This window comes from Pseudomonas sp. PK-RTE-24 (assembly GCF_054052265.1).
Genome location: NZ_CM133224.1, coordinates 4,175,708 through 4,187,553 on the forward strand (window position 1 = coordinate 4,175,708; position 11,846 = coordinate 4,187,553).

Annotated in this window: 13 protein-coding genes and 1 tRNA gene; 4 read left to right on the forward strand and 10 right to left on the reverse strand. The window is 60.1% G+C overall.

Annotation, left to right across the window (positions count from 1 at the left end):
- Positions 1-43 precede the first annotated feature (43 nt).
- The 9 genes from ACV8MC_RS18780 to ACV8MC_RS18820 form a co-directional block, all read right to left on the reverse strand.
- Positions 44-322, reverse strand: coding sequence for a type II toxin-antitoxin system RelE/ParE family toxin (locus ACV8MC_RS18780; RefSeq protein WP_353187844.1), 279 nt, complete (start codon positions 320-322; stop codon positions 44-46).
- Positions 303-497, reverse strand: coding sequence for a type II toxin-antitoxin system RelB family antitoxin (relB, locus tag ACV8MC_RS18785; RefSeq protein ID WP_056789559.1), 195 nt, complete (start codon positions 495-497; stop codon positions 303-305). Before relB ends, ACV8MC_RS18780 begins: the two co-directional genes overlap by 20 nt.
- Positions 498-727: 230 nt before the next feature.
- Positions 728-946 (reverse strand): hypothetical protein, encoded by a 219-nt coding sequence (locus tag ACV8MC_RS18790; RefSeq protein ID WP_056789562.1) that lies wholly within the window; start codon positions 944-946, stop codon positions 728-730.
- 108 nt (positions 947-1,054) lie between these two features.
- Positions 1,055-2,734: an MFS transporter gene (locus ACV8MC_RS18795; protein WP_038861763.1), complete on the reverse strand. Its 1,680-nt coding sequence runs from the start codon at positions 2,732-2,734 to the stop codon at positions 1,055-1,057.
- Between the two features lie 178 nt (positions 2,735-2,912).
- On the reverse strand, positions 2,913-3,680 hold the full coding sequence (gene phnE, locus ACV8MC_RS18800; protein WP_457262962.1) for a phosphonate ABC transporter, permease protein PhnE: 768 nt from the start codon (positions 3,678-3,680) through the stop codon (positions 2,913-2,915).
- Complete coding sequence (locus ACV8MC_RS18805; RefSeq protein WP_150635119.1) at positions 3,677-4,504, reverse strand: PhnE/PtxC family ABC transporter permease; 828 nt, start codon at positions 4,502-4,504, stop codon at positions 3,677-3,679. The genes phnE and ACV8MC_RS18805 overlap by 4 nt, the downstream gene beginning before the upstream one ends.
- Positions 4,498-5,295 carry a phosphonate ABC transporter ATP-binding protein gene (locus ACV8MC_RS18810; RefSeq protein WP_252876410.1) on the reverse strand — a complete coding sequence of 266 codons (798 nt, stop codon included), beginning with the start codon at positions 5,293-5,295 and terminating at the stop codon, positions 4,498-4,500. The genes ACV8MC_RS18805 and ACV8MC_RS18810 overlap by 7 nt, the downstream gene beginning before the upstream one ends.
- Positions 5,292-6,155, reverse strand: a complete 864-nt coding sequence (locus ACV8MC_RS18815) for a putative selenate ABC transporter substrate-binding protein (protein ID WP_041480134.1) — start codon at positions 6,153-6,155, stop codon at positions 5,292-5,294. The genes ACV8MC_RS18810 and ACV8MC_RS18815 overlap by 4 nt, the downstream gene beginning before the upstream one ends.
- Positions 6,156-6,312: 157 nt before the next feature.
- Positions 6,313-6,711: a RidA family protein gene (locus tag ACV8MC_RS18820; protein ID WP_252886310.1), complete on the reverse strand. Its 399-nt coding sequence runs from the start codon at positions 6,709-6,711 to the stop codon at positions 6,313-6,315.
- Positions 6,712-6,824: 113 nt separating this feature from the next.
- On the opposite strand from ACV8MC_RS18820, the gene ACV8MC_RS18825 reads away from it, so the two are divergent.
- The 3 genes from ACV8MC_RS18825 (at position 6,825) to ACV8MC_RS18835 (ending at position 10,123) form a co-directional block, all read left to right on the forward strand.
- Positions 6,825-7,718 (forward strand): LysR family transcriptional regulator, encoded by an 894-nt coding sequence (locus ACV8MC_RS18825; protein WP_056789579.1) that lies wholly within the window; start codon positions 6,825-6,827, stop codon positions 7,716-7,718.
- A gap of 118 nt (positions 7,719-7,836) precedes the next feature.
- Positions 7,837-8,997 (forward strand): radical SAM protein, encoded by a 1,161-nt coding sequence (locus ACV8MC_RS18830; RefSeq protein WP_457262965.1) that lies wholly within the window; start codon positions 7,837-7,839, stop codon positions 8,995-8,997.
- 115 nt (positions 8,998-9,112) lie between these two features.
- Positions 9,113-10,123 (forward strand): GlxA family transcriptional regulator, encoded by a 1,011-nt coding sequence (locus tag ACV8MC_RS18835; RefSeq protein ID WP_177342730.1) that lies wholly within the window; start codon positions 9,113-9,115, stop codon positions 10,121-10,123.
- Between the two features lie 219 nt (positions 10,124-10,342).
- Here the strand turns inward: ACV8MC_RS18835 and ACV8MC_RS18840 are convergent, their stop codons facing one another.
- A complete protein-coding gene (locus ACV8MC_RS18840; protein WP_252882140.1) occupies positions 10,343-11,377 on the reverse strand; it encodes an alpha/beta fold hydrolase in 1,035 nt (344 codons plus the stop codon).
- Positions 11,378-11,684: 307 nt separating this feature from the next.
- Here ACV8MC_RS18840 and ACV8MC_RS18845 point away from each other — a divergent pair.
- A tRNA-Gln gene (locus ACV8MC_RS18845) sits at positions 11,685-11,759 on the forward strand.
- Positions 11,760-11,846 lie beyond the last annotated feature (87 nt).

Below are 11,846 nucleotides of genomic sequence, written 5' to 3' on the forward strand. Positions count from 1 at the left end.
AGTACGTTTGGGCGGCCGGTTGGCCGCCTTTTTTTATGAATGGTTATGGATATTTTTTTCGGGCGTGCAGCACGGTCAGAATTTTGATGTGGTCTGTCACCTGATAGACCAGTAAATAATTCGAGTTGATGACCATTTCGCGAGTGCCCGGTATTCGGCCGGAGCGGAAACCATGCGGTATCCAGGAAAGCCTTCGCGCTGCGGCGCTGAGCCTTTGGTGCAGTGCAACTGAAGCGACAGTGTTGCGTTGTTCTACGTATTCGATGATGTCAGCCAGGTCTCCAAGAGCCGGTTTACTCCAGCTAACCGGCAGCGCGTCGATTCTTGCGTCTCTCTTCCAGCATCTGACCTAGCAGCACCATTGCCTCATCGTGGGGGATAGGCGGACGTGGATCATCAAGTGCGGCTTGTACCTTGGCGCGATACCAAAGATCGTAATCCGCAGCCTCTTCTTCGGTTTCGAAGTCTGAAACGATAAGTGAAAGTTCAGCGCTCATCATGACCTCCATGATCAATGTGAAGCAGTCTAAGGGGATGTGGGCTCGTTGTCGTCACTGGCGGGACGAGGGAGGCATCATCCGCAAACAGACGATGCAAATCTGTCAGACGCTTCGCTTGTGATGCACGTGAAGTCGATCAGCTGTGTAGTTCAATTCTGTAGGAAATCAGCTTTTGGTCATCGGGCTGACAGCCGCCGCTCAACGCCGCGGCCACAGCCACGCTGCACTCAGTTACCGTCTGCAACCTTACGCTCGATCTCATCGACTTTGCGCTGTAGCTCTTCAGCTTCCTGCTCTTTGACCCGAGTGGAAGACGGCGTGATGATTTTGTCCACGCCTTCGGTTTTGCCGTCGCGGTCCTGCAGATCGCGCTCGACCACGTTCACCGGTTTGCCGCTGGCATCGGTGGGTGGGGCGTTGGGGGTTTTGTCGTCGTTGGGGTTCATGGCGCTGGCCTCCTGTGGGTGTACACATTGGAGACAGCGCGGCGGCAGACGTTCGAAATTTTTCAGCTGCGAGGCCCTCTCACGCAGGAGAGGGCACTGCGGCTTTTTTCAGTCCTTGAGAATGTCGCGATCCTTGGTTTCCGGCAGGAAGAACGTGCCGAGTATTGCCGTCGCCACTGCAATGACGATCGGGTACCAGAGCCCGTAGTAGATGTCACCGGTGGCGGCGACCATGGCGAACGCCACGGTCGGCAGGAAGCCGCCGAACCAGCCGTTGCCGATGTGGTAGGGCAGCGACATCGAGGTGTAGCGGATGCGCGTCGGGAACAGCTCGACCAGCCACGCGGCTATCGGGCCGTAGACCATGGTCACGTAGATCACCAGCACGGTGAGCAGGAGCAGCATCATCGGGTAATTGATTTTCGCCGGGTCGGCTTTTTCCGGGTAACCGGCGTCTTTCAACGCCGCGCCGAGGTTGGCGGTGAAGGCGTCGTTGCGGGCCTTGAAGTCGGCGGCGGTGAGGGCGCTGCCTTCGAAGCTCTCGACAACGCGGTCACCTATGCGCACCTGCGCGACCGTGTTCGGTTCGGCAGCGACGTTCTCATAAGGGATCGCGCGTTTCGCCAGCAACGTTTTCGCCAGGTCACAGGAGCTGGTGAATCTGGCCTTGCCCACCGGATCGAACTGGAACGAACACTGATCAGGATTGGCGATCACCTTGACCGGATTTTTTTCCTGAGCAACGAACACGTCCGGGTTGCCGTACTGGGTCAGCGCAGTAAAGATCGGAAAGTAGGTCAAAGCAGCCAGAATGCACCCGGCCATGATGATCGGTTTGCGCCCGATGCGATCGGACAGGCTGCCGAAAATCACGAAGAACGGTGTGCCGATCAGTAGCGATCCGGCGATCAGCAGGTTGGCGGTCTGCGCGTCGATCTTCAATGTTTGCAACAGGAAGAACAGCGCATAGAACTGCCCGGTGTACCAGACCACTGCTTGCCCGGCGGTGCCTCCGAGCAGCGACATGATCACCACTTTGAGATTGTCCCAGCGCGCAAAGGATTCGGTCAGCGGCGCTTTCGAGGCCTTGCCTTCGTCCTTCATTTTCTGGAATACCGGCGACTCGCTCAGTTGCAGGCGGATGTACACCGACACGGCCAGCAGAATGATCGACAGCAGAAACGGAATCCGCCAGCCCCACGCTTCGAACGCCTCGTTACCCAGCGCCGTGCGGCAGGCGAGAATCACCAGCAAGGACATGAACAGACCGAGGGTGGCGGTGGTTTGAATCCACGAAGTGAAAAAGCCACGACGGTTGCGTGGCGCGTGCTCGGCCACGTAGGTCGCTGCGCCACCGTATTCGCCACCCAGCGCCAGGCCTTGCAGCAGACGCAGGGTGATCAGAATCACCGGGGCAGCCACGCCAATGGTGGCGTAGCCGGGCAGCAAGCCGACGATTGCTGTGGACACGCCCATGATCACGATGGTGATCAGAAACGTGTGTTTGCGCCCGATCATGTCACCCAGACGCCCGAAGACGATGGCGCCGAACGGCCGCACCGCAAACCCGGCGGCGAAGGCCAGCAGGGCAAAGATGAATGCGGTGGTTTCGTTGACGCCGGCGAAGAAGTGTTTGGCGATGATCGCCGCCAGCGAGCCGTAGAGGTAAAAGTCGTACCACTCGAAAACCGTGCCCAGCGAGGAAGCGAAGATGACCTTGCGCTCCTCCTTCGTGATACCGCCGCTGCGCGGTGGCGTGCCGGTGGATGCTGTGTCGATTGTGGCCATGGGTGTTCTCCGTCGTGCTTATTGTTGTAGGCCGGAGTCCCCCGTTACTGCCTGTCGCACTCTGGCCCGTTGGCATCTGCCGCCGTTGCTCTAGCGTGAAGCTTGCACAGTCTGACCGCCTCGCAGGGCTGCAAGGTTTCCTGAAGCATAATCAGCTTTTGCCAGATATCCACTCGGCCTACGCTTTGACCCAACGCTGCCGGCTCCAGGCGCTCAACCAATCGACCAGAAACACCAGCAACAGCATCGCCAGAATCACCGTACTGGCCTGGGCTTCCTGGAACAGACTCAAGCTGACATACAGCATCTGGCCCAGGCCGCCAGCACCGACAAAGCCCAGCACGCTGGCCATGCGGATGTTGTTTTCCCAGCGATACAGGCAGTAGGCGAGCAGTTGCGGGGCAAGGTTAGGCAGGGTGCCGTAGCAGAACGCGAGGATCGGATTGCCGCCCTGCAAACGGATCGCCTCGGCCGGTTGTGGCGGAGTGTTTTCCAATGCTTCGGCAAATAGCCGACCGAGCACCCCAGTGGTGTGCAGGGCAAGGGCGAGGGTGCCGGCGTTCGGTCCGAGACCGGCGGCAAGCACCATCAGCGCCGCCCAAACCAGCTCTGGAATCGCCCGCAAGCCGTTGAGCAGCAGGCGCGCCGCACTTTGCAGCTGCCAGCCGAAACGCCCGGCAGCGGGCAGCGCGAGAACGATGCCGAACAGTGCCGCAAGCAGGGTGCCGAGGGCTGACATAGCGAGAGTTTCCAGCGAACCGTGGGCAATGGCTTTCAGGTAACCGGCGCTCAAGTCGGGACTTAGAAAACGCTGCACATAACTGCCCATCTGCTTGAGGCTGTTGGCGCTGCCGAGTTCGGCGAGATCCAGTTCCAGATAGGCAAAAGAGGCGACCACCGCGACCGCAATGGCGGCGAGCAGCAGCAGGTTGATCAGGCGCCTCATGCCAGCCTCCAGCGCAGCAAGCGGCTGAGTTGATCGGCGCACAGCACCAGCAGCAGGAACGTCAGCAACATGCTGGCGACTTCACCGCCGGCGAACATGCGGATCGACAGGTCGATCTGTTGCCCCAGCCCACCGGCACCGACAAAGCCCATCACCACTGAGGCACGGATCGCGCACTCCCAGCGATACACCGTGTACGAGAGCAGTTCGGCGGCGACATTCGGCAGCGTGCCGTAGGCAAACGCCGCCAGTCGACCGCTGCCGGCCTGCAACAATGCGTGCGCCGGGCGTTGGTCGGTGGATTCGAAAATTTCTGCGTAGACCTTGCCGAGCATGCCGCTGTAGGTGATGGCGATGGCCAACACGCCAGCCGCCGGGCCGAGGCCGACCGCGCGCACGAACAACAGCGCCCAGACGATCTCCGGCACGCTGCGCAAAAAGATCAGCAAGCCGCGTACCGGCCAGCGCAGCAAGCGCCCGGGCAGGCTCGGCACGCCGCCCCGTGACGCCGCCGAGAGCGACAACGCGCGACTGGCGATCAGGCTCGCCGGCACCGCCAGCAGCAACGCCAAGGCCATGCCCGCCGTGGCAATCGCCAGGGTTTGCAGGGTGGCTTTGAGCAGCAGTTGCAGGAACGCTTGATCATGCGCGGGTGGCCAGAATGCCGAAACGAAACGGCCCATTTCGTTCTGGCTATCGGCCTGAAACAGCACGCCCAGGTCCAGCTCGCTGAGCTGAATGCCCGGCCACAGCAGGGCCAGCGCCAGCAGCGTCAGCAACAATCGCGGCCACGCCGCCGGGTCCCGTGAATCGGCTTTCAGCATCGCGGAATCTGCACAATCAAAGGCGCGACCGCCGGCGCTGGCGATTGCAGTTGTTCATTGGCGTACAGCGCATCGAGCTTGTCGCGGCTAACTTGATCGGATGGGCAATCAAAAAGAATCTGCCCGTCGCGCAAACCGATGATCCGTGGAAAGTGTTCCAGCGCCAGATCCACCGCGTGCAGGCTCGCCACCAGCGTGACGTTGTGCTCGCGGGCATGGCGCGAAAGGATCGACAGCGTATGGCCGGCAAGCACCGGGTCCATGGCCGAGACAGGTTCGTCGGCAAGCAATATTTCCGGCGCCTGATACAGCACTCGCGCAATGCCGACGCGCTGCAATTGCCCGCCGGACAACTGCTGGCAATGGGCGAACAGTTTGTCGCCCAGATCCAGCCGCGCCAACGCCGCGCGAGCGCCCGCCACATCCAGTGGATGCAGCAGGTTCAGCAGACTTTTGCCCAGACTCCACTGACCGAGCTTGCCGGCCAGCACCGCCGTAATGACCCGCTGACGCGGCGGAATCGGCGGCGCCTGATGCACCAGGCCGATGCGCGCACGCAGGCGCTGCCGCTGGTGCGCCGACAAGTGCCAGGCGCGTTCGCCAAGCACTTCGATGTCGCCACTGCTGGGCTTGAGCGCGGTGGCCAGCAGATTGAGCAGGCTCGACTTGCCAGCGCCGGACGGGCCGATGATTGCGACCTGTTCGCCAGCGCCAATCTGCACGTCGATGTTACGAAGGGCATCGACGCCATTGGCATGGCGCAGGCTGCCCTGGGTGAGGCGTAGGGTCATTTCAGCAGTTCGGCGGCGCGGGCGGCTTCCTCGATGCCCTTGTAGTTCTCGGGCTTGGTCTCGATGAAGCGACTGGCGGCCTGCAGATCGAGGATCTTCTTCTGCTCAGGATTGGCCGGGTCGAGGTCGAGGAAGGCTTGCTTGATCTTCGCGGCCAGCTTCGGATCAAGGGTGCCGCGCACGGTCCAGTTGTAATCGAAGTAGGTCGGCGTGGTGGCGAAGACTTTGACCTTGTTGGTGTCGACCTTGCCGGCGTCGACCAGTTTCTGCCAGACGCTGGCGTTCAATACACCAGCGTCGACCTTGCCGGCCTGCACCCAGGCAACGGTGGCGTCATGCGCGCCGGAGTAGGCGACACGGCTGAAATAGCCTTCAGGCTTGATGCCGTCGTTCTTCAGCATGAAGTAACGCGGCATCAGACTGCCCGAGGTGGACGACACCGAACCGAAGGCGAAGGTCTTGCCCTTCAGGTCGGCGAGGCTTTTCACGTTCGGGTCGGCGGTGATGAATTTGCTGGTGAACTGCGCATCCTGTTCGCGCTGCACCAGCGGGATCACTGGTGTAGTGGCGTCGGTCTTCAAACGAGCCTGCACAAAAGTGAAACCGCCGAGCCAGGCCATGTCGAGGCGATCGGTGGCCAGCGCTTCAACCACCGCCGGGTAGTCGGCGACAGGCACAAACTGCACCTTCATGCCCAACTGCTGCTCAAGATAGGCACCCAGTGGTTCGAACTTGCGCAGCAGCTCGGTCGGGGCTTCGTCGGGAATCGCGCTGACGCGCAGGACATCAGCGGCTTGCGTCATCAGGGCAGAAAAGGACAGCGCCAGACCGGCGGTGAGGGCGAGGGTACGCTTGAACATAGAATTCTCCGTTTCGTAAGCGTCAACATTCGAAGGGCAGCCGCTACCGGGCGGCGCGCCACGTCAGGGTAGACGAAACGGCGAGGTTATACGCATTCGCGAGGAGATTGGCCAGCCTCCGTGCCGGCGCGGTGTGTCTGTTTGTGTACGGTTGTGGTCAAGCCGCCTCGGGCAGTTTGGCAATCACCTTGATCTCGAAATCGAAACCCGCCAGCCAGGTCACGCCGACAGCGGTGATGGTCGGAAACGGCGCTTCGCCCCAAAACTCCGGCACCACAGTCCAGATCGTTTCGAACGTCGAGTGCGGATCGACCATGAACACGGTGACATCCACCGCATCATCGAAGCTGCAACCGGCCGCAGCGAGGATCGCGTTGAGGTTGTGGAAGGCGGTGCGCACCTGATCGCGCAGATTGGCCTCGGGCGAGCCATCCTCACGGCTGCCGACTTGTCCGGAGACAAACAGGAAACCGTTGGAGCGAATCGCCGGCGAGTAACGGTGACGTTCATACAGGGCGTGGCGGGCAGGTGGAAAAACTACATCGCGCTTGGACATGGGGCTGACTCCATCAGTGGTTGATGGGGTGACTTTAGGTGTTTGCAGCTGCTGGATAAACGCGCAAGCTTGGCGTTCACTGTTTGCAAATTCCAAACAATCGAGGGGCGCGGATGGACCGGTTCGATGCGATGCAGGCCTTTGCCCGGGTGGTCGAGGCGGGCAGTTTCACCAAAGCTGCCGAAACCCTGCACATGAGCAAGACCACGGTGACGCAACTGGTGCAGCAGCTGGAGGCGCGGCTGCGGGTCAAGCTGCTCAATCGCACTACGCGCAAGGTCAACGTCACCGCCGATGGTGCGGCGTATTACGAGCGGGTGATCAAGTTGCTGGCCGACATGGACGACGCCGAAACCAGCCTGCCCGGTGCCGCCGCACGGCCACGGGGGCGCTTGCGCATCGACGTGCCGAGCCCGTTCGCGCGGCACATTCTGGTGCCGGCGTTGCCGGAGTTTCATGCGCGCTACCCGGACATCCAGATCGACATGGGCGTCAGCGACCGCATCGTCGACATCATCGATGAGAACGTCGATTGCGTGGTGCGCGGCGGCGAATTGCTCGATCAATCGCTGATGGCGCGCAAGCTCGCCGATCTACCATTGGGGGTATTTGCCGCGCCGGCTTATCTGGCTCGCGAAGGTACGCCCGACCATCCACGCGAACTGGAAGACTCCCATCATCGGGTGGTCGCGTTTCTTTGGGCTCGCACTGGTAAACCTCTTCCGTACACGTTGCACAACGGCACCGAGCGCTTGCAGATCAAGGGCCGGCATGTGCTTGCGGTAGATGACGGCAATGCCTATCTAGCGGCGGGACTGGCGGGCATGGGGGTGTTGTGGTTGCCGACGTATATGGCCGATGCGCATGTCGCGCGCGGCGAGCTCGTGCCGTTGTTTGAGGGCTGGCGCCTGGAAAGCATGCCGCTTTACGTCGCGTATCCGCCGAACCGGCATGTCAGCTTGAAATTGCGGGTGTTTATCGACTGGATTGTGGCGTTAATGGCGTAGGGCTCTGGTGCGCTTATTGCTTTACGTGAAGGCAAGTCGTCAGAAAAACAACCAGCCCGGCGACCCGAACGTGCTCGTGATGAGAGGCGCACGTTCGACCCAAGGAGCTATGCGCGTAATGAATATGTACATCGATATCGTCGGCGCCTGCAATCTGAGCTGCCCGTCATGCCCGATGGGTAATTCGGAAAATGCCAATTTCAAGAAAGCCATGCAGCTCGATATGTTCACGCAGATTGTCGATAAGGCACGGCGTGAAGGGGTCAAGGCGATCTTTTTGTACAACTGGACCGAGCCGTTGATTCACCCGCGCATCGGTGAGTTCGTCGAAATCATTAACGCTGCAGGTCTGCAAAGCGGCATCAGCTCCAACTTGAACCTGGCCAAGAACATTGAAAGCGCGATGCTCGCCAATCCCTGGTTCTTCCGTGTCTCCCTGTCCGGGTTCCACCAGGACACCTACCGCCAAGGGCATGTCGGCGGCGACATCGAAGTGGTCAAGCAGAACATGATCAAGCTGCATGACCTCAAGCAGCGTCACGGCCTGAATACGCTTATCGAGGTCTATTACCACCGCTATCTGGATAACCTCGAAGAAGAGGGGCTGGTGCGCGAGTTCAGCGAGCGCCTGGGTTTCAATTTCTCCACCGGCTACTCGGTGATGATGCCGCTGGAAAAAACCTTCGCCATCGTCGAAGACGCTGCCTCGGTCACCGACACGGACCGGGAAACCCTCAAGCGCCTGGCGTTGCCACCGTATGCAGACCTGGTCAATCTGGTCAAGCAATACCCCAAACAGGCGTGCACCCTGAAAGATGATTGGCTGGTACTCGATTGCAATGGCAATACCGTGCTGTGCTGCACGATTTTCAATCAGGCGGAATACAGCGTCGGCAAGTATCTGGACATGCCGGTGCAGGAATTGATGAGTCGCAAATCCACGCAAAAGAACTGCGTGGACTTGTGCAACCGCTGCGCGAAGAACGGTCTGCACATCTACTCCGCATCGCCCAACAAGGGGCCGCTGGAAAGTCATGCGGTCAATCGCATCATCGACTTTCAACGACGCACGATTCTCGAACAGCCGATCGATAGCGAACGTCTGGGCCGTACAGGTGAAGTCAGCGCCGAGCACTTCGATGAGGAGCAATATTTGCGCCTCAATGCCGACGTAAAGACTGCAATCGCCACAGGCGCCTTCTCCAGTGGCTATCAACACTACGTCCTGTTTGGGCGTCTCGAAGGGCGGCTCGGGGCGGGGTTGAATACGATCGTTTGAGATACCCGGGGCGACGGCCATGGGTTGTTTGAAGGTGTGGCCCGATGACGTGATTGACTCTTTACCGGTTCCGGCCAACTATCGGCGCACAACAATGTGACCGATGGATTGAAACTTGACCGAACGACGCCAATTCAGCGGAGGCATGAAGGGGAAAAACCTCCGCTATCTGAATGAGCAAAGCGATAACGCGCAGTTGACGCGCACCGGTTTTCTGCTGCTCGAACACTTTTCGCTACCGGCCTTTACGCAGACGCTGGACGCCGTGGTGACTACCAATCTGTTGCGCCCGGGGCTGTTTACCTCGCGCACCTTCGGGCTGGGTGAGGGCGAGGTCATCAGCGACCTGGGGCTGGTGATCCGCCCCGATGCGCGTCTGGACTCAGCAGCGCTCGAGGAATTGGATCTGCTGGTGGTCTGCGGCGGTTATCGCACTGAACTGCGAGCGAGCGATGGGTTTGTGCACTTGCTCAAACTCGCGGCGGAGCGGGGCGTCAGTCTGGCCGGGTTGTGGAACGGTTCGTGGTTTCTCGGGCGTGCCGGGTTGCTCGACGGCTACCGTTGCGCGATTCACCCGGAACATCGCCCCGCGTTGACGGAAATTGCCAAGGCTACGCACGTCAGCAGCGAGCCTTATGTGATCGACCGCGACCGGCTCACCGCGTCGAGCCCATCGGGGGCTTTCCACATGGCGCTGGACTGGATCAAAGGCCTGCACGGCAAGGCGCTGGTCGAGGGTGTCGAGGACATTTTGGCGTTCGAGGAATCGCGCTACCGGCGAATCAAACCGGATGAAAACATCTGCGTCAGCGCGCCGTTGCGGGAAGTGATCAAGCTGATGGACGCCAACCTCGAAGAACCGCTGGAGCTGGAACAACTGGCGGTCTACGCCGGCCGCTCACGGCGCCAGCTCGAGCGCTTGTTCAAGGAGCAACTGGGCACCACGCCGCAGCGCTATTACCTGGAACTGCGCATCACCGAAGCACGGCGCCTGCTGCAACACACCGAGCTGTCGCAGGTGGAAGTGCTGGTGGCGTGTGGTTTTGTCTCGCCGAGCCATTTCAGCAAGTGCTACAGCTCGTACTTTGGTTATCGGCCTTCGAAGGAAAAACGGCTGGTTAAATAGATCGACCGGTGCAATCCCCAAAAACCCTCACCCCAGCCCTCTCCCAGAGGGAGAGGGAGCCGACCGAGGTATCTTGCGCTGTACATCGACCTGAAAGATGGACGTCGACTTTGGATTCAATACAGCGCTTTCAGGTCGGCGTAAATCTCGAATATCCCCCAATCAGTTCCCTCTCCCTCCGGGAGAGGGCTAGGGTGAGGGGTATTGAGGGCGGGTCTGTCAGAGACGATCAGCATCGATTACAGCTTGCGCAAACGCCGCCGGGCTTTCCTGGGGCAAATTGTGCCCAACCCCACCCTCAATCAACCGGAACTGATATTTCCCGGTAAAACGCTTGGCATAGTCCTCAGGCTTGGGATGTGGCGCACCATTGGCATCGCCTTCCAGGGTAATCGTCGGCACGCTGATCGACGGGGCAGTCGCAAGCTTCTCTTCCAGCGCGGCATATTTCGCTTCACCCTGCACCAGGCCCAGACGCCAGCGGTAGTTGAATACGGTGATCTCGACGTGATCGGGGTTCTGCAATGCCTTGGCGCTGCGGTCGAAGGTGGCGTCGTCGAACTTCCACTGTGGCGAAGCCAGCTGCCAGATCAGTTTGGCGAAGTCGTGGGTGTTTTTTTCATAGCCGGCACGGCCGCGTTCGGTGGCGAAGTAGAACTGGTACCACCACTGCAATTCGGCTTTCGGCGGCAGCGGGTTTTGCCCGGCGGCCTGATTGCCGATCAGGTAGCCGCTGACCGCCACCAACGCCTTGACGCGCTCTGGCCATAGCGCTGCGACGATGTCCGCCGAACGCGCGCCCCAGTCGTAGCCGCCCAGCACTGCTTGTTTGATTTTCAGCGCGTCCATGAAGTCGATCACGTCGCTGGCCAGCGCCGCCGGTTGGCCGTTGCGCAGGGTGTTTTTGGACAGGAACTGCGTGTCGCCATAACCCCGTGCATACGGCATCAGCACGCGGTAACCCTTGGCCGCGAGCAGTGGTGCGACATCGTCGTAGCTGTGAATGTCGTAGGGCCAGCCGTGCAGCAGGATCACCACCGGGCCATCGGCAGGACCGGTTTCGGCGTAGGCTACGTCGAGCAAGCCAGCCTTGATGTGCTTCAGCGGGCCGAAAGGCGAGGGCGCCGAATAGCTGACGGCGGCCGGTTCAGTGGTTTGCGCCTGAGCGCTGCCGACGGCGCCGAACAGTGACAGCGCCAGGACTGACAAGCCGAGCGCGGCGGTGATTTTAGAGGTGTGCAGAGCCTGTTTCATGCTGACGTCTCCTTTGCGTGCCTGTGGCCAAGGGGCTGGATGAACCCTTGAAACCCTGGGTGCATTGAAGCGTGGCGAGGTATCTGCTCTGTGTCGCCAGAGAGCGTTTTTGCATTGGGTTGTGTAGCAGCGGGGCGCGTACACAGTGTGATACATGGCGATGAAACGGTGAGTTTTCGCGCGAAAATAATAAGTGGCTGTTTTAAAACAAAAAAAAATTTATTTCGGGCTTCCCAAATGAAATGAATGTTGTTAAATTGCGCCCCGTTCTCACAGTGATCCTAACGGAGCCGCTGATCAGAGCTACAGGGGCGTCGCCAAGCGGTAAGGCAGCAGGTTTTGATCCTGCCATGCGTTGGTTCGAATCCAGCCGCCCCTGCCATCTACGAAAAAACGCCAACTTCGCAAGAAGTTGGCGTTTTTTTATGCCTGCGATTTACCGCGTTTGGAGCCAAGCAGGCGTGCGCGA